Annotated in this window: 22 protein-coding genes and 1 riboswitch; of the genes, 8 read left to right on the top strand and 14 right to left on the bottom strand. The window is 61.5% G+C overall.

Annotated features, from left to right (window positions below):
* Positions 1-72 precede the first annotated feature (72 nt).
* From ACQ4WM_RS09260 to hppD, 3 genes are all read right to left on the bottom strand, one after another.
* A complete protein-coding gene (locus tag ACQ4WM_RS09260; RefSeq protein WP_436546414.1) occupies positions 73-1,593 on the bottom strand; it encodes a S41 family peptidase in 1,521 nt (506 codons plus the stop codon).
* A gap of 128 nt (positions 1,594-1,721) precedes the next feature.
* On the bottom strand, positions 1,722-5,327 hold the full coding sequence (locus ACQ4WM_RS09255; RefSeq protein WP_436546413.1) for an indolepyruvate ferredoxin oxidoreductase family protein: 3,606 nt from the start codon (positions 5,325-5,327) through the stop codon (positions 1,722-1,724).
* Between the two features lie 185 nt (positions 5,328-5,512).
* Complete coding sequence (gene hppD, locus ACQ4WM_RS09250; protein ID WP_436546412.1) at positions 5,513-6,640, bottom strand: 4-hydroxyphenylpyruvate dioxygenase; 1,128 nt, start codon at positions 6,638-6,640, stop codon at positions 5,513-5,515.
* A gap of 125 nt (positions 6,641-6,765) precedes the next feature.
* Between hppD and ACQ4WM_RS09245 the strand changes: the two genes are divergently transcribed.
* Positions 6,766-7,296: an Lrp/AsnC family transcriptional regulator gene (locus tag ACQ4WM_RS09245; protein ID WP_436546411.1), complete on the top strand. Its 531-nt coding sequence runs from the start codon at positions 6,766-6,768 to the stop codon at positions 7,294-7,296.
* Here the strand turns inward: ACQ4WM_RS09245 and ACQ4WM_RS09240 are convergent.
* Genes ACQ4WM_RS09240 through ACQ4WM_RS09225 form a run of 4 tightly spaced genes read right to left on the bottom strand, consistent with a single transcriptional unit; the run spans position 7,288 to position 11,812 of the window.
* Positions 7,288-7,995, bottom strand: a complete 708-nt coding sequence (locus ACQ4WM_RS09240) for a GNAT family N-acetyltransferase (RefSeq protein ID WP_436546410.1) — start codon at positions 7,993-7,995, stop codon at positions 7,288-7,290. The genes ACQ4WM_RS09245 and ACQ4WM_RS09240 overlap by 9 nt on opposite strands.
* A complete protein-coding gene (locus ACQ4WM_RS09235; RefSeq protein WP_436546409.1) occupies positions 7,992-9,107 on the bottom strand; it encodes a tRNA nucleotidyltransferase/poly(A) polymerase-related protein in 1,116 nt (371 codons plus the stop codon). Before ACQ4WM_RS09235 ends, ACQ4WM_RS09240 begins: the two co-directional genes overlap by 4 nt.
* An 18-nt stretch (positions 9,108-9,125) precedes the next feature.
* Positions 9,126-9,842: a glutathione S-transferase family protein gene (locus ACQ4WM_RS09230; RefSeq protein WP_436546408.1), complete on the bottom strand. Its 717-nt coding sequence runs from the start codon at positions 9,840-9,842 to the stop codon at positions 9,126-9,128.
* 23 nt (positions 9,843-9,865) lie between these two features.
* Positions 9,866-11,812: a lytic transglycosylase domain-containing protein gene (locus tag ACQ4WM_RS09225; protein ID WP_436546407.1), complete on the bottom strand. Its 1,947-nt coding sequence runs from the start codon at positions 11,810-11,812 to the stop codon at positions 9,866-9,868.
* 64 nt (positions 11,813-11,876) lie between these two features.
* On the opposite strand from ACQ4WM_RS09225, the gene ACQ4WM_RS09220 reads away from it, so the two are divergent.
* A complete protein-coding gene (locus ACQ4WM_RS09220) occupies positions 11,877-12,476 on the top strand; it encodes a 5-formyltetrahydrofolate cyclo-ligase (RefSeq protein ID WP_436546406.1) in 600 nt (199 codons plus the stop codon).
* A gap of 15 nt (positions 12,477-12,491) precedes the next feature.
* Here the strand turns inward: ACQ4WM_RS09220 and metF are convergent, their stop codons facing one another.
* The 5 genes from metF to metK all read right to left on the bottom strand — a co-directional run bounded on the left by metF (position 12,492) and on the right by metK (position 17,111).
* Complete coding sequence (metF, locus tag ACQ4WM_RS09215) at positions 12,492-13,322, bottom strand: methylenetetrahydrofolate reductase [NAD(P)H] (RefSeq protein WP_436546405.1); 831 nt, start codon at positions 13,320-13,322, stop codon at positions 12,492-12,494.
* Positions 13,309-13,665: a phage holin family protein gene (locus tag ACQ4WM_RS09210; protein ID WP_436546404.1), complete on the bottom strand. Its 357-nt coding sequence runs from the start codon at positions 13,663-13,665 to the stop codon at positions 13,309-13,311. The genes metF and ACQ4WM_RS09210 overlap by 14 nt, the downstream gene beginning before the upstream one ends.
* Before the next feature lie 77 nt (positions 13,666-13,742).
* Entirely contained in the window at positions 13,743-15,167 is a 1,425-nt protein-coding gene (gene ahcY / locus ACQ4WM_RS09205) for an adenosylhomocysteinase (RefSeq protein WP_436546403.1), read from the bottom strand.
* Positions 15,168-15,193: 26 nt separating this feature from the next.
* Positions 15,194-15,262, bottom strand: a riboswitch (S-adenosyl-L-homocysteine riboswitch).
* Between the two features lie 56 nt (positions 15,263-15,318).
* Positions 15,319-15,876 (bottom strand): hypothetical protein, encoded by a 558-nt coding sequence (locus tag ACQ4WM_RS09200; RefSeq protein WP_436546402.1) that lies wholly within the window; start codon positions 15,874-15,876, stop codon positions 15,319-15,321.
* A gap of 68 nt (positions 15,877-15,944) precedes the next feature.
* Positions 15,945-17,111 carry a methionine adenosyltransferase gene (gene metK, locus ACQ4WM_RS09195; protein ID WP_436546401.1) on the bottom strand — a complete coding sequence of 389 codons (1,167 nt, stop codon included), beginning with the start codon at positions 17,109-17,111 and terminating at the stop codon, positions 15,945-15,947.
* Between the two features lie 186 nt (positions 17,112-17,297).
* Here metK and ACQ4WM_RS09190 point away from each other — a divergent pair, with 186 nt between their 5' ends.
* From ACQ4WM_RS09190 to dapF, 3 genes are read left to right on the top strand one after another with little or no spacing between them, the layout of a single operon-like run.
* Positions 17,298-18,167, top strand: coding sequence for a lysophospholipid acyltransferase family protein (locus tag ACQ4WM_RS09190; RefSeq protein WP_436546400.1), 870 nt, complete (start codon positions 17,298-17,300; stop codon positions 18,165-18,167).
* Positions 18,164-19,039, top strand: a complete 876-nt coding sequence (locus ACQ4WM_RS09185; protein WP_436546399.1) for an LpxL/LpxP family acyltransferase — start codon at positions 18,164-18,166, stop codon at positions 19,037-19,039. Before ACQ4WM_RS09190 ends, ACQ4WM_RS09185 begins: the two co-directional genes overlap by 4 nt.
* Positions 19,040-19,044: 5 nt before the next feature.
* Positions 19,045-19,908, top strand: a complete 864-nt coding sequence (gene dapF, locus ACQ4WM_RS09180) for a diaminopimelate epimerase (protein WP_436546398.1) — start codon at positions 19,045-19,047, stop codon at positions 19,906-19,908.
* A gap of 2 nt (positions 19,909-19,910) precedes the next feature.
* Here dapF and ACQ4WM_RS09175 read toward each other — a convergent pair whose 3' ends face one another.
* Together ACQ4WM_RS09175 and ACQ4WM_RS09170 are read right to left on the bottom strand one after the other, a co-directional pair.
* Entirely contained in the window at positions 19,911-21,374 is a 1,464-nt protein-coding gene (locus ACQ4WM_RS09175; RefSeq protein ID WP_436546397.1) for a tetratricopeptide repeat protein, read from the bottom strand.
* A gap of 98 nt (positions 21,375-21,472) precedes the next feature.
* Complete coding sequence (locus ACQ4WM_RS09170; RefSeq protein ID WP_436546396.1) at positions 21,473-21,682, bottom strand: hypothetical protein; 210 nt, start codon at positions 21,680-21,682, stop codon at positions 21,473-21,475.
* A gap of 124 nt (positions 21,683-21,806) precedes the next feature.
* Between ACQ4WM_RS09170 and ACQ4WM_RS09165 the strand changes: the two genes are divergently transcribed.
* From ACQ4WM_RS09165 to ACQ4WM_RS09155, 3 genes are all read left to right on the top strand, one after another.
* Positions 21,807-22,886 (top strand): porin, encoded by a 1,080-nt coding sequence (locus ACQ4WM_RS09165; RefSeq protein ID WP_436546395.1) that lies wholly within the window; start codon positions 21,807-21,809, stop codon positions 22,884-22,886.
* 160 nt (positions 22,887-23,046) lie between these two features.
* Positions 23,047-23,718 carry a DUF484 family protein gene (locus ACQ4WM_RS09160; protein ID WP_436546394.1) on the top strand — a complete coding sequence of 224 codons (672 nt, stop codon included), beginning with the start codon at positions 23,047-23,049 and terminating at the stop codon, positions 23,716-23,718.
* A gap of 6 nt (positions 23,719-23,724) precedes the next feature.
* Positions 23,725-24,672, top strand: a complete 948-nt coding sequence (locus ACQ4WM_RS09155) for a tyrosine recombinase XerC (protein WP_436546393.1) — start codon at positions 23,725-23,727, stop codon at positions 24,670-24,672.
* Positions 24,673-24,681 lie beyond the last annotated feature (9 nt).

The following is a 24,681-nucleotide window of genomic DNA, read 5'->3' as shown; positions in this document are numbered from 1 at the left end:
AGTCTTCACAGAACGAATGCTTTCTTCTTTCCTTATACCAATATTGTTATAAGCAAAGATCCACCCATGCCGTCAAGGCTGGCGGCGGATGGCGATTTCCTTGTATTGCGGGCGCAGCAGGCGGGTGGCTACCGTCTCCGAACTTTCCACCGTACTGAGCAGGCGGCTCATGCCGGTGGCCAGGGTGCATCGGCCTGTACTGCGGTATTGCAAGGCGGCCGCCAGCATGCCTTCATTGCTGTCGCCGAGCGCGTGCTGGTAGTCGTCGGCCACGGCGCAGGTGGGCGCCATGCCGTCGGCATAGTCGCCAAAGCCCTTGGCATTCACGCCTTGGAACTGCACCGCAAAATAGGTGGTGCCGCAGTTCGGCTGCGGATAGAAACCGTAGGGCTTGCCGCAGGTAGTGCCGCCGATCAGATTCACCTCGACATCGACGCCGCGCAAGCCGTTGATGATCGATTCGCTGGCCGAGCAGGTATTGCCGGTGGTCAGCAGAGTGACGCGCTTGAGGCCCAAGTAAGGCAGCGCCGTACCCTTGGCCACCGGATTGGCGGCGGCGAAGCCCTGGCTTTGCGCAAGGAAACCCACTGGCGCTTCGCGCCGCGTCTTGTCATTGGCAATAATCTGCTCGAAGGTCTTGCCGCTGGTCGTTTGCGGGCCGGCGATCATGTAGGCCAGTTCGCTGGCAATATCGAGCAGGCCGCCGCCGTTGTAGCGCACGTCGAGCACCAGGTCGCTGATGCCGGCCGCCTGGAAGCGGCGCATGGTGTCGACCAGCTGGCGCTCGGCCACATTGTTATGCGTATTGAAGGTCAGGTAGCCGACCTTGCCGGTAGGCGTATCGATGATGCGCTCGTTCTGCACGGCGCTGGTATTGACTTCGATCGCCTGCAAGGTGGCGCTGACGGCCACGCCGTTACGGCTGAAACTCACCGTATGGGTGCCCTGGGCCGACGGAAACAGCGCTGCATTGAGGGTAGTGACGCTGGCCTGGTCGCCCGCGTTGACGAAATCGATGCCATCGACGGTTTGCAGCACATCGCCGCGCTGCAGGCCAGCCAACGCCGCCGGCGAACCCGGCTCGACAATGGTAATTACCGCCTTGCGTGGTGGCGTGGTCTGCGTCAGCGCCAGCAGCATGCCGTAGCCAAGCTCGACACCCTTGAGCGAAGCTTCCCATTCTGCCGTGGTGTAGGTGAAATGGAACTGGTCCTTGGGCTTGCCCGAGGCCGTCACGGCCGAGGTTTTCAGCACGTTGAAATAGGCAATCGGCGTGCTGAAATTTTGCGGCAGATAGGTGGTCGGTACTTCCTTGTACCAGAGATAGCTTTCATCGATCCAGCTGCGCACCCAGGTCAGCTCATTGAGCAAGGTACCCTGGCGGTCCGTGGCATTGCCGCTGCGCGGCTTTTCGCACAGGTTCTGCACGGTGTTCGAGGCAACAATGGTGGGCGTGACGCCGCTGGCCGGTGGCGTCGGCGTTGTCGGTGTTTCGCTGACAGCCGGGCTGCCACCACCTCCTCCGCCACCACAGGCACTGAGCAACAAAAACAGGGGAAGGGCCAGCAAAGAAACATCACGCAAGGTTTTCACAATTATTTTTCCATGAAGAAACTATTTAAAGATTATAAACCTTTTCAGCAAATAGTTGCACATTACAATACTGAAATAAACATGTAAAAATGGCGCCCGCAGGCGCCATTCATCAGCTCATTATTTCCTTACGCCACCGTGGCCGGCAGCAGTGGCGCCACTGGCGCTGCCGCCGGTACCAGGATCGGGCTGCTATTGAAGGCGGTCAGCAGGCTGGCTTCCTTTTCTTTTGCCGCCACCAGGTGCCGCTCCTTCACATGGCCATAGCCGCGGATATCTTCCGGAATACTGGCAATCGCCACAGCCTGCGCCAGCTTTGCTGTCGTCAGCTTGGGCAGCAGGCCACCCACCGTGCGCCGGTATTCGTCGATCAGCGCGCGCTCCATCTTGCGCTCGGCTGTGCGACCAAAGATATCGAACGGCCCGCCACGCAAGCCCTTCATTTTTGCCAGCAAGCCGAATGCCTTCATCATCCAGGGGCCGAATTCCTTTTTCACCAGGTGTCCTTGGGCATCGGTTTTCGCCATGATGGGCGGCGCCAGGTGGAACTTGAGCTTGATGTCGCCTTCGAACATGGCGGCAATCCTGGCCTGGAAAGCGCCGTCCGTGTACAGCCGCGCCACTTCATACTCGTCCTTGTAGGCCATCAGCTTGTAGAAATAACGGGCCACCGCTTCCGTCAAACGCAGCTGCGGGCCGTTCAGGGCAGCTTCGGCGGCGCGCACCTTGCCAACGAAGTCGAGGTACTGCTGTGCATAGGCGCGGTCCTGGTAGGCCGTCAGCAAGGCCACGCGCTTGTCGATGATGTCGTCGAGCGTGTCGATGCGCTTGAATTCCACCACCTTGGCCGGCGCCGTCATGCGCTGCAGGCTGGCCGTGTCATGGGCGCCCGCACGGCCCCAGTTGAAAGCTGCCTTGTTGAAGGCCACCGACACATTGTTCAGGTCGATCGCCTTCATGATCGCCGCTTCGCTCAGTGGCACTTTGCCTTTTTGCCAGGCGTAGCCCAGCATAAACATATTGGTGGCGATCGAGTCGCCCATCAGCGCCGTGGCGATCTGGCCCGCGTCGATAAAGTCCACATGGTCCTTGCCGCAGGCTTTTTCGATTTCCATGCGCGCCGAAGCGCCCGGGAACTGCCAGTCCGGGTTTTTCACGAAGGCCGCCGTCGACGAGCTGGTCGAGTTGATCATGGCCCAGCTGCGCCCTTCTCCCATGCGCGACAAGGCGTCGCGGCTGGCCGTGACAATCAGGTCGCAGCCGATCACCAGGTCGGCCGCGCCGGTACCGACGCGTGTCGAATGGATATCTTCCTGGCGGTCTGCCAGGCGCACGTGCGACATCACCGGGCCGCCTTTTTGTGCCAGGCCGCTCATGTCGAGCACGGAACAGCCCTTGCCTTCGACGTGGGCCGCCATCGCCAGGATCTGGCCGACGGTCACCACGCCGGTACCGCCGATGCCGGTGACCAGGATGCCGAACGGTTCGGCCGTCGACGGTATCAACGGTGTCGGCAAGGCCGGCACTTCAGGGCCGCCCTTGTCGGCGGCAGCTGCCTTTTTCGGCTTTTTCAGGCTGCCACCTTCGACCGTCACGAAGCTGGGGCAAAAACCCGTGGTGCAGGAAAAATCCTTGTTGCAGGACGACTGGTTGATCTGGCGCTTGCGCCCCAGTTCGGTTTCCAGCGGTTCCACCGACAGGCAGTTCGATTGCACGGAACAGTCGCCGCAGCCTTCGCAGACGGCTTCGTTGATCAAGGCGCGCTTGGCCGGGTCCGGGTATTCATTGCGTTTGCGGCGGCGGCGTTTTTCCGACGCGCAGGTCTGGTCGTAGATCATGGCCGATACGCCGGGCATGTCGCGCAGCTCGCGCTGCACGTCCATCAGCTCGGAACGGTGACGCACAGTGACACCCTCGGCCCAGGCATAGTCGGACGGGTATTTTTCAGGCTCGTCGGTAACGACGATAATCGGACCCACGCCTTCGGCCGCGATCTGGCGCGAAATAATGGCCGGCGATAATGGCCCGTCGAATTCCTGGCCGCCCGTCATCGCCACCGCGTCGTTGAACAGGATTTTATAGGTGATATTCACCTTGGCCGACACTGCCGCGCGGATCGCCAGTATCCCCGAGTGGAAGTAAGTGCCGTCACCGAGATTGGTAAATACGTGCTGTTCATTGGTGAACGGCGCCTGGCCCACCCACGTCACGCCTTCGGCGCCCATATGGGTAAAGGTCGAGGTTTCGCGATCCATCCACAGCACCATATAGTGGCAGCCGATGCCGGCCAGCGCGCGCGAGCCTTCCGGTACCTTGGTCGAACTGTTGTGCGGGCAGCCCGAGCAGAAGAAAGGCGTGCGGTCTTTTTGCGGATCGGGTTTTACGCTGATGGCCTTGAGGACGTTTTCTTTCGCTTCCAGGTAGGCGATGCGTTGCTTGACGCGCTGCTCGACCGGATGGCCGGCGTAGTAGCGCGAAATGCGGCTGGCGATCGCGCGCGCAATCATGGCCGGGTTCAGCTCATAGGTGGCCGGCAGCAGCCAGTCGCCGTGGCCCGTACCCTTCTGGTTGCTCCATTCGCCCGTGTCGTCGAACTTGCCGACCACGCGCGGGCGCTCGCCATCCTTCAGGTTGTACAGTTCTTCCTTGAGCGCATATTCGAGGATCTGGCGTTTCTCTTCCACTACCAGGATCTCGTCGAGGCCCTTGGCAAATTCATGCACGCCGTCCGCTTCCAGCGGCCAGGTCATGCCGATCTTGTACAGGCGAATGCCGATATCGGAGGCGGTCTGCTCGTCGATGCCGAGGTCGGCCAGCGCCTGGCGCGTATCCAGATAAGACTTGCCGGCGGTAATGATGCCGATACGCGCTTTCGGGCTGTCCCAGATAATTTTGTTGAGCTTGTTGGCGCGCGCATAGGCCAGTGCGGCATACCATTTGTAGCTGTTCATCCGCACTTCCTGCTCCAGCACGGTGTCTGGCCAGCGGATGTTCAGGCCACCGGCCGGCATTTCAAAGTCGGTAGGCAACACGATCTGCACGCGGTCCGGATCGAAATCAACGGCCGCGCCCGACTCGATAATGTCGGTCACGCATTTCATCGACACCCACAGGCCCGTGTAGCGGCTCATGGCCCAGGCGTGCAGGCCGTAGTCGATATATTCCTGCACCGACGATGGGTACAGTACGGGAATGCCGCAGGCGTTCAGGATATGGTCGGACTGGTGTGCCGTCGACGAGGACTTGGCCGCATGGTCGTCGCCGGCCAGCACCAGCACACCGCCGTGCTTCGCGGTACCGGCATTGTTGGCGTGCTTGAAGACGTCGCCACAGCGGTCCACGCCGGGACCCTTGCCATACCACATGCCGAACACGCCGTCGTATTTGGCGTCTTTGAACAGATTGGTCTGCTGCGTACCCCATACGGCCGTGGCCGCCAGGTCTTCGTTCAGGCCAGGGTGGAATTTGACGTGGTGTTCGTCGAGGTATTTTTTGGCTTTCACGGCCGTCATGTCGACCGAGGTAACGGGCGAGCCACGGTAGCCGGTGATGTAGCCGGCCGTGTTCAGGCCCGCTTTCAGGTCGCGTTCGCGCTGCATCATCGGCAGGCGTATCAACGCCTGGGTGCCGGTCATGAAGGCGCGGCCGCGCTGTAGCGTGTATTTGTCGTCGAGGGAAATATCGGACGCGTGCGCGCCCGGCTCAAGATTCGAGCCCTTGATTGGTGCATTCATTGCTTGTCTCCATTATTCTCTGTGCTACGCGTGCGAACTCGGTTGAACTCGCACGTACCGCCATGCCTTGTAAGCGCGACGGTGCGGAAAAATGATTTGTTTGTCGTAGACTACCACAGGAATGCGCACAGTTCTTTTGCTGCACTGCACTCCCGCGCGGGTACTTTTTATTGCTTTTTTATTATTCAAGCGACGCTGGTGTCCTTCAGGACGCCGCGCCTGATCTGGTCCAGCTCGATCGATTCGAACAGCGCGCGGAAGTTGCCTTCGCCGAAGCCCTGGTCACCCTTGCGCTGGATGATCTCGAAGAAAATCGGGCCGATCACCGTCTGCGTGAAGATCTGCAGCAGCAGTTCGCGTTCGGTTTCCGTGCTGTGGCCATCGATCAGAATACGCAGGCGGCGCAGTTCTTCGAGCTGCTCGCCGTGGTTCGGCAGGCGGCGGTTGACCAGTTCATAGTAGGTTTCGATGGTGTCCTGGAAATCGATGCCGGTGTCGCGCATGCCTTGCACCGAGCCATAGATATCGTCGGTGCCGAGCGCAATATGCTGGATGCCTTCGCCGTGATACTGGTCCAGGTACTCGGCGATCTGCGACTTGTCGTCCGACGATTCATTGATCGGGATGCGGATCTTGCCGCACGGCGAGGTCATGGCTTTCGACTTCAGTCCCGTGTGCTTGCCGGCGATATCGAAATAGCGCACTTCGCGGAAGTTGAACAGGTTTTCATAGAAACCGGCCCATTCCTTCATGCGGCCACGGTGCACATTGTGCGTCAGGTGATCGATATAGGTCAGGCCATGGCCTATCGGATTGGCAACCGCGCCGGGAATGGCGACGAAATCGACGTCATAGATGCTGATGTCGCCGATGCCGCCCGGCGCAGGGGCGCCCTCTTTGTTTGCGCCCTTGCCGCGCCAGCGGTCGACAAAGTACAGCAGCGAATCGCCGACGCCCTTGATGGCAGGAATATTGAGTTCCATCGGGCCGGTCTTGTTGTCAAAGCCCCAGGCGCCCAGTTCCAGTGCGCGGCGATAGACAAAGGCGGCATCATCGACGCGAATCGCGATGGCGCACACGGACGGGCCGTGATGGCGGGCGAAGCGTTGCGCGAACGAATCCTGCTCCGCGTTGATAATAAAATTGATGTCGCCCTGGCGGTACAGGGTGACGTCCTTGTGGCGGTGGCGCGCGATGGCCGTGAAGCCCATGTTCTCGAACAGCTCGCCCAATGCTTTTGGGTCTGGTGCTGCATACTCGACGAACTCGAAACCATCGGTACCCATCGGGTTATCCCAAGGTTGAAATTGCATGATGTCTCCTCCTAGAAGTAGGGCACAGTATAGGCGGGGGCGGCCGGCATTAAATGCCAAAGATCTCCCGAACAACCGTGATTTGCGCAATAATATTGCGTGAAACAAGTCCCCCGGAGGTACGCATGAGCAAAATTACGCTGGATAAAACCGACCGCAAGATCCTCTCGGTGCTGCAGGCCGACGGCCGGCTGTCCAACCAGGATGTGGCCGAACAGGTCAGCCTGTCACCATCGCCGTGTTTGCGGCGGGTCAAACGGCTGGAGGAAGCGGGCGTGATCCGCCAGTACGTGGCCCTGCTGGACCCGGAAAAGATCGGCCTGGGCCTGCTGGCCTATGTCAATGTGCGGCTGGAAAAGCACAGCGATGCCTCGGCCCACGCCCACAGCACGGCACGCGTATTGGCGCCCAACCTGGTGACGACGACCTCGCCACGGGCCGACTTTGCCGTGGCCGTGTCGCAATGGCCGGAAGTGGTGGCCTGCTATGCGATGACGGGCGAAATGGATTATCTGCTGCGCGTGCACGTGGAAGACATGGAACATTTTTCGCGCTTCATGATGGCGACCCTGCTGCGCCATCCGGCCGTGCTGGACGTGAAATCGAGTTTTGCCTTGCAGCGCATCAAGGACACCACCGCCCTGCCCTTATTGTAATGGCGGATTCCGGGGCTTTTTCTTGCGCCCCGGCAGGCTGTCCCACAGCTTGGAGGCAGCGCGTGCATTGGCCTTGAAGGTGTAGTCGAACATGGCGAACTGCTCCTGCACCGCTTCCTGCAGCATGCTGCCCGGGTTTGGCGGCAACAGTTTCAGGTAGGCGTCCGCTTCGCCGTATTCGCGCTGGATTTCCATGCCCGCCTTCCTGGCGATATGCATCATCGTCTTGTTGGACGATAAACAATGCATATACAAAGTATCGACATCGTTGTTGCGGCAGTGAATCGCCGCCCGCTCGAACAATTTCGAGCCCACGCCCATGCCGCGCATCGATTGCGACACCGACACACCGAACTCGGCTACCTGCTCCTTGGTCGTCACCACGCTTTTGGCAGGCGACTTGTCTTTCGGCGCAAACGCCAGGTGGCCTACGCCGACCAGCTTGAAACTGCTGTTGTAGACGCCGTAGACCATGTCACGCGAGAAATCCATCTTCTGCACGTATTGCGCCACCAGCTCGTCGGGCAAGGCGCTGCCGAAGCGCAGCAGGCGGTCGCTCTTTTCCAGCGACAAGAAATGCTTCATCATCCGGCGCCGGTCACGCTCGTGCAACTGCTTGACCAGCACCGCCGGACGCGCACCGCTGTTTTTGCTGAGCCAGCGGCGAAACGGATTCTGGAACAATTTCGGCAGGGTCATGGTATTTCCTGGCTGCTGATCACATTCGTCACGGCATCGACCCGCGCCGCATGGATCACGGCCGGTATGCGTTTGGGTTCCTGCGCGCAAGCTTGCGCCAGCGCGCCCGCATCGACGCCGCGCACGGCCGCCAGCATTGCTTGCAGCCAGGCGGACTGCGGGAAATCGCGGGCCTGGCGCATGCGGGCATCGCATTCGACCGCCTGCAGCATCTGCACAAAGCGCTGCGGCTTGCGCAAGCCGTCGCAGCGCTCGCACAGACGCACCAGCTCTTCGGCCGTCAAGGCCAGCGCATTGTCGATGGCGGCTTGTTCGCGCGCCGCCATCACCGCCAGCTCGCGGCAGTCGTTCGGCACGCGCAGGCGCTCGCTCAGTGCATTGATCCGGGCCACCGGCACGGCCAGCACCAGCACGGCAAAGCGCACGCACAAGTCATGACTTTCACTTGCCGCCCGATCGATCACCTGCAGCAAATGCTGGTTGACGGTCAGTTCCGGCAGTATGCGCGCCAGCGCGCCGCAGTCCTGCAGCACCGTCAGCATGCGCGAAGGCTGCGCTTCCATCAAGCCCTTGGCCAGTTCCTGCCATACGCGCTCGGCCACCAGGGCGTCCACTTCGCCGTTGGCCACCATGCTGCGCATCAACTCCATGGTGGCGGGCGCGACAGTAAAATCGCCAAAGCGGGCGGCAAAGCGGGCCAGGCGCAGCACGCGCACGGGGTCTTCGCCAAACGCCTCGGAGACGTGGCGAAACACCTTGTTTTTGATATCGTCGACGCCGCCAAACGGATCGGTCAGCGCACCGCTTTCATCACGGGCAATCGCATTGATGGTCAGGTCGCGCCGCACCAGGTCCTCTTCCAGCGACACGTCGGGCGCAGCATGGAATACAAAGCCCCGGTAGCCGGGAGCGGTCTTGCGCTCGGTGCGGGCCAGCGCGTATTCCTCCTGGCTGGCCGGATGCAGGAAGACGGGGAAATCCTTGCCCACCGGCCGGTACCCTTTGCGCAGCATCTGCTCGGGCGTGGCGCCCACCACCACGTGGTCATGGTCCTTGACCGGCAAGCCCAGCAGGGCGTCGCGCACGGCGCCGCCGACCGTATAAATCTTCATTTCAGGCACTACCCCGCTTCAGTCCGGCAAATCGGCATCGTGCCTGGCCGCCACTTCCGTCTCGGCCAGCGCTTCGGTGACCCAGCGCGCCACGGCCGGGTGCGCCTGCACCCGCTCGCAATAGGCGTTCAGGGCCGGCGCCAGCGATACGCCATAGGTACGAAAACGCATCACGACGGGCGCGAAATAGGCGTCGGCAATCGAAAAATCGCCGAACAGGAACTGATGGTGGCCAAAGCGCGACAGGCACTCTTCCCATATTTCACTGATGCGGCCGATATCGGCCTGCGCGCCCGGCGTGCGGCCACGGCCAGGCAGATGCGCCTTGATATGCATGGACATATCGTTGCGCAAGTCGGTAAAGCCCGAATGCATTTCGGCGCAGATACAGCGCGCCATGGCGCGCGCGGCCACGTCCTGCGGCCACAGGTGTTTGTCCGGGAACTGTTCAGCCAGGTATTCGCAAATGGCCAGGCTGTCCCAGATGGTGATCTCGCCAGCGAGCAATACCGGCACGCGACCGCAGGCCGAATATTCGGCGATCTTGCTGGACGTATCTTTCTGGTCCAGCAGCACGCGCACTTCCTGGAATGGAATGCCGAAGGCGGTCAGCGCCACCCACGGCCGCATCGACCAGGACGAGTAATTCTTGTTGCCGATAATAAGGGTCAGGCCCGGCTCGCGGGCGGTGGCCAGGGCTTGCGTCAGGCTGGGGTCGAGGACGGTAGTTTGCATGATCGGCTATCGGTTTGGTTAGATTAAGGCAAATCGGCGGCAATCGCGCTGTTCTTCGGCCCGACCGTACCCAGGCGGGCCTTCAGCGACTGCGGGCTTTTCTCGAACAGGGCCGCATAATACGTGGCGTTGGACATCACGTTTTTCACGTAGGTGCGGGTTTCGGTGTAGGGGATGATTTCCGCAAACACGGCCCCTTCCAGTGGACGCGTCATGGTGGCGCGCCAGGTACGCAAGCGGCCCGGGCCGGCGTTATAAGCGGCGCTGGCCAGCACTTGCGAGCCATCAAGCCCACCCAATACCATGTTCAGGTAGTTGGTGCCCAGCATCACATTCGTGCGCACATCGCTGAGCGTTTCCGTAACGAAATCGGTCAGGCCGATCTTCTTGGCCACATAGCGCGCGGTCGACGGCATCACCTGCATCAGGCCGGAAGCGCCCACATGCGACTGGGCATCCATGATAAAGCGCGATTCCTGGCGAATCAGGCCATATACCCAGGCCTTGTCCAGCCCCAGGCTCTTGGTGGCCGGATGCATCACGTCGTCGTGCGGGGTCGGGTAGCGCTGCGTATAGTCCACTTCCAGGCGCGTGCGGTCCGAGGTGTTGACCATGCGGTCGAGCACATTGTTCTGGCGTGCAAATTCGGCGGCGGCCAGGTGCTGGCGGTCCGTCATCGAGCGCAATTCCCAGTTCCATTCGCGCGTGCCTTCGAAACGCAGGCGCAGATTGAAAAACTTCAGGGCCCGCTGCAGGCCGGGATTGGCAGCCATGGCGGCAATTTCCGCCGGGCTGATCGGCTGGCCCGGTGGCGGCAGCACCAGATGGTTGCCCAGCTCTTCATTGGCCAGCAAGCCATAGAAATTCGACTGGTCATTAATGCTGCGGTATAACTTGTCGGCCTGGGCATTGGCACGACCCGGGGTTTCCGCCTGCAGCGCACGCGCCAGCCAGTAGACCCAGGTCGGGTCCTGGCGCAGCGACGCCGGCATCGACTCGATGGTCGCTCTCACCTGCGGCCAGTTGCCTTCGCGCAGGGCAATCCTGGCCTTCCATTGCATCTGCTCCTGGGTCAACGGTGCGCCATTCGATTTTTGCCAATAATCATACGCATCGGGCGACAGCGAATACGACGCCTGCAAGGCCACATTGGCCCAGCCGATCGCCTGTTCCTGCGCCGTCAGCTGCGGCAGGTTTTTTTGCAGCGCCACCACGCCCAGTTTCAGGCTGCTGCGGGCCATGCGGCCGATCGCCACCAGATAGGTTTCATGGTCGGCCCGGCTGTCGCCCGGCCCCTTGGCCAGCACCAGCGCCGGCAGGTCGATTGCCTGCGCCACTTTTGCGTCCGATGCGCCCAGCAGCAGCGCGACGCGGCGTGCCGGGCCGGTGGCATTGCTCTGGCCGGCCAGGCGCAGCTGCGCCCACAAATCATTGCTGTCGAACTGGCCGCTTTGCGCCAGCGCCGTGATCAGGCTGCCGCATGCGTCGCCATAGCCAGCCGGCGACAGCAACAGGTTGCGCGCCTCGTCCGCCACTTTCTGGCCCTTGGCCACGCGCGACATCAGGGCGTAGCACTTCAGCTGGGTATCATCATCGAGCGCAAATTGCGGATATTGTTCGTCAAAAATCAGCCAGTTGCGCTGGCGGCCCAGTTCCAGCAGCCAGTCGTTACGGAAGCGGTCGGCAATCGCGCTGCCCTTGTAGCGGGCCAGGTAATCGCGAATTTGTCCTTCCGTCAGCTGCCGGATGCGCGGTTTGAGCCGATAATAGTCAACATAGGACGGCACCTGGTAATTGGTGAGGCGACTGGCGTAAAAGTCGACTTTGTCCAGGTCGTCCTTGCGCGCGGCGTCGCGCAGCAGCAGGAAAGCGTCATCTTCGCTGCGCGTATCGGGCGCAGCCGGGTTGACTGGAGCGGCGGCCTGGGCGCATGCGGCCAGGGGTGTGAAGGCCGATGCAACACACAGCATCGTACCGGCAATCCATTTCAGTGGGGAAATCAATGTACGACTCTCATGTAGGCTTGATGGTGATATGAATAGCGACCCTAGAATAACATGCGATCCGGCCAGCTCGCCAGCCATTGCTCTACAGGAAAAGGCCAGCCTGCGCAAAGCCCTGCTGGCTACCCGCCGCGCCCTGCCCGATGCCACACGCGCGCAGTGGGATGCGGCCATCGCGGAGCAGCTGCTACATTACTGTGCAAATGAAAACGTGTCCGCGCTGGCCGTCTACTGGCCCTTGCATGGCGAACCGGACCTGCACGCCGCCTATCTGGCACTTGCCGCGCGCGGCGTGGCATTGAACCTGCCGGTGGTGCTGGAAAAGCATGCGCCGCTGGCGTTTGCCGCCTGGACGCCGGGCGAACCGATGGTCGAGGACGGCATGGGCGTGGCCGTGCCGGCCCATCTGCGGCTGGTGCCGGCGCCGCCGGTGCTGCTGGTGCCCTGCCTCGGTTTCAATGCCGGGCGCTACCGGCTAGGCTATGGCGGCGGCTATTACGACCGTACCCTGGAACATGCGCCGCGTCCGCGCACCCTGGGCATCGCCTATGGCTGCCTGCAGGCGCAGTTTGCCAGCGGCCCATACGACATCGCCCTCGATCACATCGTGACCGAGGGCGATTTTTACTGAAGAAATCAAACGCACTTACTTGACCAGCCGCTGCCACAAGGCAGTGGTGGGCGCCGCCTGGTTCATGCTGTAGAAATGCAGGCCAGGTGCACCGCCTTCGAGCAGGCGTTCGCACAAGCTGGTGACCACGTCCAGGCCGAACGCCTTGATCGATGCGCTGTCGTCGCCAAAGCTGGCCAGTTTCAAGCGCACCCAGCGTGGAATTTCAGCGCCGCACATGTCAGAAAAGCGCAACAGCTGCGTGTAGTTCGTGATCGGCATGATGCCGGCCACGATGGGCACGTTGATGCCGATCTTCTGGGCCTGCTCGACAAACTGGAAATACGCGTCGGCGTTGTAGAAGTACTGGGTAATGGCCGCATCGGCGCCGGCCTGCACCTTGCGCGCAAACGCTTGCAAATCGTCTTGCGGCGAACGTGCCTGCGGGTGCACTTCGGGATAGGCTGCCACTTCGATATGGAAATGGTCGCCCGTCTCGGCGCGGATGAATTCCACCAGCTCGTTGGCGTAACGGAACTCGCCCGAGGCGCCATAACCGCTCGGCAAGTCGCCGCGCAAGGCCACGATGCGGCTCACGCCAGCCGCCTTGAAGTCGGCCAGCACGGATCGGATCGATTCGCGCGAACCGCCGACGCAAGACAAGTGGGGTGCGGCTTGTTCGCCGGCCGCCAGGATCTCGCGCACGGTATCGAGCGTGCCCTGCTGCGTGGTGCCGCCGGCGCCGAAGGTCACCGAAAAATACTTCGGCTGCAATTCGGACAGCCTGGCGCGCGTGGCACGCAGCTTTTCCGCCCCTTCCGGGGTTTTCGGCGGGAAAAACTCAATACTGAAGTTATGGGTTGTCATCGCTTTTACTCAAAAGTAAGGTCGACAAGGCCCAGGAAATGATGCTGTAGAGAATGGCGCCACCCACGGCCGACCAGAAACTGGCGACATGGAAGCCATCGACCACCTGTGCCACCAGCCAGAACAGGAAGCCGTTGATAATCAGGATAAACAAGCCCAGCGACAAAAATGTTACCGGCAAGGTCAGCAGGACCAGCAAGGGACGGATCAGGGCATTGACCAGCCCCAGCAAAGCGGCGGCCAGCAGCGCGGTCCAGCCGCTGCTCATGCTGACCGAGTGCATCAGATAAGGAACGGCAAACAAGGCGGCTGCGTTGATCAGCCAAATCAGGAGCAAGCGCATTTCTCTAGCCTGTCAAAAAAGAGTCAGGCCGGCGCCAGGCGCCGGCCCCGGAGGATGATGTACAGCCCGACTACCGATCAGTAACGGTAAGTTTCCGGCTTGTATGGGCCTTCCGTGCGCACGCCGATGTAGTCAGCCTGCTCCTGGGTCAGTTCCGTCAGCTGCGCATTCAACTTTTTGAGTTGCAGGCGCGCGACTTTTTCATCGAGGTGTTTCGGCAGCGTGTAGACGCCGACCGGATAGTTGGCCGTATTGGCAAACAGTTCGATCTGGGCGATCGTCTGGTTGGCAAACGACGAGCTCATCACGTACGAAGGGTGGCCGGTACCGCAACCGAGGTTGACCAGGCGGCCTTCGGCCAGCAGGATAATGCGGCGGCCCGACGGGAAGATGATGTGGTCGACTTGCGGCTTGATATTTTCCCACTCGTATTGCTTGAGCGAGGCAACGTCGATTTCATTGTCGAAGTGACCAATGTTGCAGACGATGGCCTGGTCTTTCATGCGCGTCAGGTGATCGTGCGTCAGGATATGGTAGTTGCCGGTGCAGGTGACAAAGATGTCGCCATGTTCGCAGGCGTAATCCATGGTCACCACGCGGTAGCCTTCCATCGCTGCCTGCAGTGCACAGATCGGATCGACTTCCGTGACCCACACTTGCGCCGACAGCGCGCGCATGGCCTGGGCCGAACCCTTGCCGACATCACCATAACCGGCGATCACGGCAACTTTGCCGGCGATCATCACGTCGGTGGCGCGCTTGATGCCGTCAACCAGGGACTCGCGGCAGCCATAGAGATTGTCGAATTTCGACTTGGTGACGGAATCGTTGACGTTGATGGCAGGGAATGCCAGCTTGCCTTCCTTGTGCATCTGGTACAGGCGGTGCACGCCGGTGGTGGTTTCTTCGGTCACGCCGAGGATTTCCGGCAGGCGCTTCGAGTACCAGGTCGGGTCCGTTGCCAGATGCCGCTTGATCGAGTTGAACATGCAGATTTCTTCTTCCGAGCCCGGGTTTGCCAGCACGGAAATATCCGTCTCGGCACGCACGCCCAGGTGCAACAGCAAGGTCGCGTCACCGCCATCGTCGAGGATCATGTTCGAGTAGACAGGCTTGCCGTCAACCGATGGCCACTCGAAGATGCGGTGCGTGTATTCCCAGTAGTCGTCGAGAGACTCGCCCTTGATGGCGAACACCGCCGTGCCGGCGGCAGCGATGGCGGCGGCGGCATGGTCTTGGGTCGAATAGATGTTGCACGAAGCCCAGCGCACTTGAGCACCCAGTGCTTCCAGGGTCTGGATCAGCACGGCGGTCTGGATGGTCATGTGGATGGAACCGGTAATGCGCGCGCCTTTCAGGGGTTGCGCTGCCGCGAATTCTTCGCGGATGGCCATCAGGCCAGGCATTTCCGTTTCAGCAATCTTGATTTCTTTGTTGCCCCATGCGGCCAAGGTGATATCGGCGATGGTGTAGTCGTGTTGCGATTTGAGTACGGCGTTCATCACGCCCTCCTTTCAGTTGTGAAAAAGGTACGTGAGCGCAGTTGCAGGATATTCCGAGCCTGGCGAATTTCTTCGTCGCAACGCTCCTCGGACTTCGTATCTTAACATCGGCTTGGCGTCAACGGCAACAACAGCCTGACGCGCCGGCATATCAGGCGCTGAGCGTCCAGTTCTTGCCCAGACGAATGCATTTCGCGCGCTCATCATTGTCAAGGCGCTGCGCCATTTCATCGGCCATCTCACGCAGCGTCTCGACTGCGGTTTTATCTTCCTGGCTGCCGTCAGACGGATAGTTGGCGGCGCGCATGGCCCAGGTGCAGGTGAGTACGGGATCTGATTCGCCATTGCTGCGCCAGGCATCGCGGTTCGCAGCAAAAAGGCCACTGTCGGCATAGATCATCAGCACATAGATACTCTGCCGCACTGTCAACTTCCCCATCAGCTCGGTCAGTTCAGGCCCGGTCTCGATCACACTGCTCAGCGAACCATCAGGGAAAACCCGTTTGCCGCCCGCTGCCAGCATCAGCAGGGACTGGCGGTCGCCATGCTCGGCACGCTCCAGCAATTGCCCGACCGTCAAGGGCGCGGCGGCCGATGCCAGGCCGGACAGCGCCAACACGATGGCAGCAAAGGTAATGGCGAGAAGAACGGGCATGGCATCCTTGATGAATTTATGAGCAATATTGCATCTTATCATCATGGCGAGCATGCTGGCGCACCAACAAAAAAGCGCCCTCAGCCTTGCGGCGAGGGCGCTCTTTCAAACAGCCGATGCGGTTACTTCAGGCCGGCGGCATCGCGCAGCAGAGCAACCTTGTCGGTACGCTCCCACGTGAATTCCGGCTCTTCGCGGCCAAAGTGGCCGTAGGCGGCGCTCTTCTGGTAGATCGGGCGCAGCAGGTCCAGCATCTGCACGATGCCTTTCGGGCGCAGATCAAAGTGGGCCAGCACCAGTTTCGCGATTTCCGTATCGGGAATCACGCCCGTGCCTTCGGTGTAGACCGTGATATTGATCGGCTTGGCCACGCCGATGGCGTAGCTGACCTGCACCTGGCATTGACGCGCCAGGCCGGCGGCGACAATGTTTTTCGCCACGTAGCGGGCGGCGTAGGCGGCCGAACGGTCGACTTTCGACGGGTCCTTGCCCGAGAACGCGCCACCACCGTGGGGCGCTGCGCCACCGTAGGTGTCGACGATGATCTTGCGGCCAGTCAAACCACAATCGCCTTGCGGGCCGCCGATAACGAAGCGGCCGGTCGGGTTGACGAGGAATTTGGTTTCCGTCAGCCATTCATGCGGCAGGATAGGCTTGATGATTTCTTCGATCACGGCTTCTTCGATCTGCTTGTGCGACATTTCCGGCGCATGCTGGGTCGACAGCACGACGGTGTGCACGCCGACCGGGCGGCCGTCGACATAGCGCAGAGTGACTTGCGACTTGGCATCCGGGCGCAGCCATGGCAGGCGGCCGTCCTTGCGCAGTTGCGACTGGCGCTCGACCAGGCGGTGCGCATAATGGATGGCGGCTGGCATCAGCTCGGCCGTCTCGTCGCAGGCGTAGCCGAACATCAGGCCCTGGTCGCCGGCACCCTGGTCGAGGTCGATACCAGCGCCTTCATCGACGCCTTGCGCGATGTCCGGCGACTGCTTGTCATAGGCCACCAGCACGGCGCAACCCTTGTAGTCGATGCCGTATTCGGTGTTGTCGTAACCGATGCGTTTGATGGTCTCGCGCGCAACTTGAATATAATCCACATTGGCGTGGGTGGTAATTTCACCGGCCAGCACCACCAGGCCGGTGTTGCACAGCGTTTCGGCTGCCACGCGGGCGTTCGGGTCCTCGGTCAGGATGGCGTCGAGAATGGCGTCGGAAATTTGATCGGCAACTTTGTCAGGGTGGCCTTCCGAAACCGATTCGGATGTGAAGAGATAATCGTTGGACATGCAAGCTCCTGTTTACTATGTGAATGTTCTGTCGCAGTAAAGAGGACTTGCCTGCGACGCTTTAGCGATATTTATATTCCGCTTCGCAAGTTGTCTATTAACTCAGCGGATACTGCAACGTGGTATTTTACGCTTCTTAAAAAATTTTGGCAGAGCAACACGCCACACTTTAGAAACAGATCATTCATGCTCGTCCCCATCTTCCGCTTTTTATCCCGCTTTCCCCTGCCCTTTCTGCATGCGCTCGGCGCTGCGATGGGCTGGGTGATTTACGCCATTTCACCCTCGTACCGCCGCTGCATGCGCGAAAACATGCAAGGTGCGGGGTTTTCGCAACATTTGCATGCGGCCGTGGCCGAAGCGGGCAAGAGCGTGCTGGAACTGCCCTTTATCTGGTGCGCACCAGCCGAGCGCGTGGCGCGCCATGCAACGGTGGAAAACTGGCAACTGGTGGAGCAGGCGCTGGCGCATGGCCGCGGCATCGTGTTCCTGACGCCGCACCTGGGCTGCTTTGAAATCGTCGCCCAGCAGATCGCCCTGCGCACGGCGCTGACCGTGATGTACCGCCCGCCCAAGCGGGCCGCACTGAAACCGCTGATCGAAGGGGCGCGCGCACGTGAAAACCTGATGCTGGCGCCGGCCAATATGTCAGGCGTGCGCATCTTTGCCAAATGCCTGAAAAAAGGCCAGCCGATCGGCCTGCTGCCCGACCAGGTGCCGCAGGAAGGCGAAGGCGTGTGGGCCGAGTTCTTTGGCCGCCCCGCCTACACCATGACCCTGCCAGCCAAATTGGCGCAGATGGGCGGCGCCGAAGTGATCATTACCTATGCCGAGCGCTTGCCCGGCGGACGCGGCTACCGCGTGCATTTCGTGCCGTTTACAGAGTCGCTCGACGGCAGCTCGGCCGAACAGGCACGCACCATCAATGCGGCGATGGAACAACTGATCGCGCGCAGCCCTGCGCAGTACCTGTGGAGCTATAACCGCTTCAAGGTGCCGCGCGGGGCGCCGCCACCGGCGCCCACAACGACACAGGCTGACGGAGCATCAGCATGAGGCTGCTGATCGGCTTCATGTGGCTGCTGCACTGGCTGCCGCTGCCCATTTTGGGACGCTTCGGCGCCAGCATCGGTAATCTGTTGTTCCTGGTGATGGGGCCGCGACGCGAGATCGCCCTGACAAATTTGCGCCTGTGCATGCCGGAACTGACAGAGTCGCAGCGCCGCACCCTGGTGCGCCAGCATTTCCAGGCCTATTCGCGCAGCGTGTGGGAGCGCAGCATTTTGTGGTGGGCCTCGGAAGCGCGCCTGAATCGCCTGATCAAAAAAGTGCCGGCGTTTCCTGGCCAGCAGATCGCCGACAAGCCGACCATTTTGCTGTGTCCGCATTTTGTCTGCCTCGACGTGGCCGGCGCTGCCACCGCGATGGAGATTTCCGCTTCGTCGATGTATGTGCAGCAAAAGAATGCCGTCTTCGACCAGGCGCTGCGCAATGGCCGCTCGCGCTTCAAGCCACCAAAACTGTTCACGCGCCAGGACGGCATCAAGACCATCTTGCGTGCGCTGCGCGACGGCCTGCCCTATTTCATGCTGCCCGACATGGATTTCGGCGAAAAAGACGCCGAGTTCGTGCCGTTCTTCGGCGTGCCGGCCGCCACCCTGACGGCCACGGCGCGCCTGGCGATGGCCGCGCGCGCGCAGGTGATCCCCGTGATCGCCACCTTTTTACCCAATTACCAGGGCTGGCAGGTGACCTACTATCCGGCCTGGGACGATTATCCGGGCGACGACATCACGGCCGCCACGCGCCGCATGAACGAATTCATCGAGGAGCGCGTGCGCGAAGCGCCGGCCGAATATTTCTGGACCCACAAGCGCTTCAAGACCCGCCCGGCAGGCGAAGCATCGTTCTATCACCAGAAAAACTGAACAACATGAAACTGAACTTTACCAAGATGCACGGCGCCGGCAACGACTTCATCGTCATCGACGCCATCAGCCAGCAGATCGATTTCACGCCGGCACAATGGCAGCGCCTGGCGGACCGCCGTTTCGGCATCGGCGCCGACCAGATCCTGGTAGTGGAAGCGGCGCGCCTGCCCGGCTGCGACTTCCGCTACCGCATCTATAACAACGACGGCGGCGAGGTGGAACAGTGCGGCAATGGCGCACGCGCGTTTGTCAAATTCGTCAGCGAAAAAGGCTTGTCTGCGAAAAGCAGCATCAGCGTGGAAACCATGGCCGGCGTGATTACGCCACGCCTGGAACCCGACGGCAGCATCACGGTCGACATGGGTGCGCCGGTCCTGGCGCCCGGGCTGGTGCCATTTACCGCGGACGGCCTGGATGGCGTGCAGCAAGGCGACGACACCACCTGGCCGCTGGACCTGGCGCTGCCGGGACAGGACGCCACGGTGCTGGTATCGGTAGTATCGATGGGCAACCCGCACGCGGTTCAGGTGGTCGACAATGTCGAGGCAGAAAACCTCGAAGCATCAGGCCCGCTGATCGAACACCATCCACGCTTTCCGCGCCGGGTCAACGCTGGCTACATGCAGGTGATCGACCGCCATCATGTGAAGTTGCGCGTGTATGAACGCGGCGCCGGCGAAACCCTGGCCTGCGGCACCGGCGCCTGCGCTGCCGCCGTTGCCGGCATCTTGCGCGGCCTGCTCGATTCGCCGGTGCGCATCAGCGCGCGCGGCGGCGAACTGTCGATCGCCTGGCAAGGACCGGGCCAGCCGGTCCTGATGACAGGACCGGCGGTGACGGTCTTCGAAGGCCAGATCGAGGTGTAAGGTCAAGCCGCCAGGAACTGCTGTTCCTGCGGCGCGCCGAGTTCCGCCAGATAGCATTTCAGGCGGTACAGGCGCTGCCGGTAATTGCCTTCCGGGCCGTCGAGGCTGCAATCGACGCGCTCGAACATGCGCAGTACCTGGTCCAGCACCTGGCGTTCTTGCGCCGAGCGCACCAGCACCAGGCGCCGCTTGCCACGGCCATGGGTGGCGCTGATATCGATCAGCAAACAATGGCCCTGGTCGGCCGCATGCACGTCGAGCAACAGCGCTTCGGCGCGGGTCAGGTGAAAGCAGCGTGCCAGCGCCATGCGCCCTGCCAGCAGGGGCTGGCTCTGATCGAGTTCGCGCTTGAGTGCAGGGCTGTCGGCGCCGGCAAACTGGCCCCAGTCGCAAGGCTCGACACGCGGCGCGATTTTCGCCAGCACCGCTTCAGCCTCGCTGCTGCCCTGCGACTGTGCCTGCAACAGCCAATAGGCGGCGCGCACGTCGCTGTTGATGCCGTCGCGGCGGTTACGCCAGGCGTGCATGCCGCATTCGAGCTGGGCCGGTCCATGGCCCAGGTCGGCGGCGCGCTCCAGACAGCAATGCGCTTCAACCACATTACGCTGGGAAAATTCGGGCTTGGTATAAATACGCGACAGCACGAACCAGGCCTCGGCCAGGCCCTGTTCGCCGGCTTGCGTCAGCCAGCGCACGGCACGCTTGAAATTGGCCGCGCCGTTGCGCGCGGCCAGCTTGCGGCCATGGGCGTCCATGCGCGCATAACCGAGGCCCAGTTCCAGCTGCGCGGCCCGGTCGCCACCATGCGCCGCCAGCTCGCAGCACTGCCAGCTCTCGGTGCCGCCGGTGGGCGCCAGTGCCTGCGCGCAGCGCGACAACAGCAATACTTGCGCTGGCGTCAAGGCGATGCTGCGCGCGCCATGGACGGCCTGGCGCTGCAACAATTCCCGCGCCAGCGGCATGGCGTGCGTGAGGAAGCCGGCCTGGTCGCCCGACAGCCACGCTTGCTCCAGCCAGGCGTCGCCGCCGCGCTGTGCGGCCTGGTCCTGTGCCCCATCCTGGCGCGACAGCAGCCACAGCGCATCGGGCAAACCTGCCTGGGCCGCCGCTTCCAGCCCCAGCCGGGCCTTGGCGCGCACCGCTTCGCAGTGGTTGGCGCTGTCGGCCAGCACCAGTTGCGCCAGCACCAGGCCAGCTTGCGCCAGGCCGGCGTCAAACGCCCGTTGATAATAGGGGATGAGCGCCTTGGCCGCCGCTTGCGCCAGCTCGAAAGGCACATGCGTGCCGATCAGCAGACACGCTTCCTCGCTGCCTTCCTGCGCCGCGCGCGCCAGCCAATGCAAGGCCGTCGGCACGCTTTTTGGCACGCCGTGGCCAAACAAATACACTCTTCCCAGCGCCAGTTGGCAAACGACGTCGCCCGCACGCGCTCCCTTGATCAATCCTAAAATTTCGCGATTTGCCATCGATTCTCTATATTGAGTCAATGATTCTAATAATCTGCTGTCTCCTGGCTTGCAAGCGCACGGCGCGGGTTGAAAACGCTGTCATGTCATGCAAACTGTTACATAGTGTAACTTCCTTGCGTGCCAAATCGGCCATGGCATAAAGGAAAATTAATTAGGCGCAATATTTTCTTCGCTTGCGCGCGATCGCTGATGGCAGGGCGAGAGTGAGCGACAGCAGTTGCTGGCGCACGCGGGAAAAATCCGGCGTTACGAAAATACAACAGCGCACGCTGCTTGTCGGGCTTTCCACCAATTTTTTCATTCATATTTGACCAATCCCGCGCGTACCGCGTGCCAAAGACTTAAGGTTGACCCATCGAAACGCGGCAATCAGCGCGCTTCACTCTGCTCGGATCTCTGACGGAAACCACCTTAACTAGGGAAAAAGACATGAAAAAATCACTCGTTGCCCTCGCACTGTTTGGCGCTTTTGCCGCCACCGCGCAAGCACAATCGTCGGTGCAAATCTATGGTACGGTCGATGCCGGACTGGCCAAAGCCACCAACGGCACCACCTCCGTCAGCAAGCGCGACAACAACAAGCTGGGCTTCAAGGGCACGGAAGATCTGGGCAATGGCCTGAAAGCTATTTTCCAACTGGAAATCCGCTATGAATCCGACACCGGCACAATTGAAAACACTTCGGGCACCAATTCGCGTCCATTGTTCCAAGGTCAAAGCCGCGTCGGCCTGCAAGGCGACTTCGGTACCGTCCGCCTGGGCCGTGGCCTGACCGCTTTCCAGGAAACCAGCACCGCGTTTGAGCCATGGTCGGGCATGCCTACCCAGGCTGGCTTCCAGACCGACCTGACCGTTGCCGGCTACACCAGCGATCCGCTGAGCGCAAACGGCAACTCGCGCAACCGTTTCTCGAACGCCGTGTTCTACAACTCGCCAGTGTTTGCCGGCTTCCAGTTCAACGCCACCGTGGCCGCCAAGGAAGCGAACAACAATTCCGCCATCGCCGCCACCCTGCCAAACGCGTTCACGAACGCCAGCGGCAACTTCGCCCTGCCAGCCAACGTTGCGCCAGCGTCGAACCCGTACTCGGTGTCGGTCACCTACAACAATGCCCAGTTCGCCGCCATGGGCGCCTACGAGCGCAATGGCGTGCAAGCGAAGCTGTGGTCGGTCGGTGCATCGTTCAACGTTGCGCCTGAACTGAAACTGATGGCGACCTACCAGCACCAGGACGACGGCAACTTCAAGCTCATCAACACCGACACCAAGGCGTGGGTGCTGGGCATGAACTACGACGTCGGCCCGGGCAAGATCCGCGCCGGCTACGGCCAGAAAACCCCGGATGGCGTGATCAAGACCAAGCAGGCTTCGCTCGGTTACGATTACAACCTGTCGAAACGCACGTATGTCTACGCAGACATTTCGAACAAAAAACAGGCTAGCGCCACCAACTACAATAACTCGACCACCATCAATTACGTGGGTCTGGGCTTGCACCACAATTTCTGATGGCCTGGCATGACGCCCTTCCCGGGCGGCATGCACCATGGAATATCAGGCGGCATGGGCAACCATGCCGCTTTTTTCATGGCCGCACGCTTTTGCAGCGTCAGGCGGCGCGCTGTCGGTTAGAATCAGGCGTTATTCTTACTATTGACTGCCTTTATCAATGACCGCCACACTCGACGCAAGCACCGTCGCCCAGTATCTGAGCGAGCACCCGAAATTCTTCGAAGAACACACCAGCCTGCTCGGCGAAGTCAAGCTGAGCAGCCCGATCACGGGACGCACCATCTCGCTGCAGGAACGGCAGATGGAAGTGATGCGCGACAAGTACAAGGCACTCGAGCTGCGCATGTCCAACCTGAACCGCGTGGCCGTGGAAAACGGCGCCATCGCCAATAAATTCCACGGCTGGAACCAGGCCATGTTGCAGGTGCGCGACAGCGGCGCCATGCCGCGCGTGCTGGTCGACGCCCTGCAAAGCCATTTCGACGTGCCCCACGTCAGCCTGCGGCTGTGGCAGCTGGCGCCCGAATTTGCAGATGCCTGGTATGCCCAGGACGTAACGGCCGATATACGCATGTTCGCCAATGGCCTGCAAACACCCTACTGCGGCAGCAATCGCGATTTCGAAGCCGTGCACTGGCTGCACTCGGACAAGATCGCCTCGACCGTGATGATCGCCTTGCGCGCACCAGGCACCAGCGGCACCTTCGGCTTGCTGGTGCTGGGCTCGCCCGACAGCGAGCGGTTTACCGCCAGCATGGGCACTGATTTCCTGGTGCATATCGGCGCCACCGCCAGCGCCGCCCTGGCCGCCCTGCGCGCAGCGGCGTAACACAGCATGAGCCTGGCACGCAGCAAGGCCGAGTGGATAGCCGCCTGGCTGGCCCAGCTGGCAACCCAGCGCAAGCTGTCGCCGCACACCGTGGCGGCCTACGGACGCGACCTGCGCGAATTGCTGGTGCTGAGCGGCGACATCGCGTGGCAGGCGCTGGCGCACAATGAAGTGCGCCGCTATACCTCGAAACTGCACGCCAGCGGCCTGGAGCCGCGCTCGATTGCCCGCAAGCTGTCGTCATGGCGCGGCTTCTTCGACTGGCTGGCCGGCGAGACGGCGATCGAGGCCAATCCGGTCGACGGCATCCGCGCGCCCAAGCGTTCAAAGACCTTGCCGAAAGCCTTGTCGGTGGACGACGCCGTGCGCCTGGTGGCACCCGCGCCGCACCAGGAGGGCAAGGCCGAGCTGGAAGAATTGTGCAGCCGCGCCATGTTCGAACTGCTGTACTCGAGCGGCCTGCGCGTTTCCGAGCTGACCAGCCTCGATACCCACTACCACAAGGCCGATGGCGCACAGCCCGGATCGCTGGGCTGGGTCGACATGGCCAGCTTTGAAGTGGTGGTCACCGGCAAGGGCGACAAGATGCGCAAAGTGCCAGTTGGCAAGGCTGCCCTGGTGGCCCTGTCAAGCTGGCTGGCGGTGCGCCCGCCACCGAGCGACGGCAGCGCGGCGCTGTTCCTGAGCACACGCGGCACGCGCATCTCGCCGCGCGTGCTGCAGCTGCGCCTGAAAGCCCATGGCCTGGCCACCGGCATCCCCGCCAATGTGCACCCGCACGTGCTGCGCCACTCGTTTGCCTCGCATGTGCTGCAATCGTCGGGCGACCTGCGCGCGGTGCAGGAGATGCTGGGGCACTCCAGCATCACCTCGACCCAGGTATATACGGCGCTCGACTTCCAGCATCTGTCGGCGGTCTACGACAAGACGCATCCGCGCGCCAAGGTCAAGTAAGGATGCCGC

It is taken from the genome of Janthinobacterium longum, from assembly GCF_051380735.1.
Lineage (GTDB): Bacteria > Pseudomonadota > Gammaproteobacteria > Burkholderiales > Burkholderiaceae_D > Janthinobacterium.
This window is presented reverse-complemented; position numbering and strand designations above follow the sequence as displayed.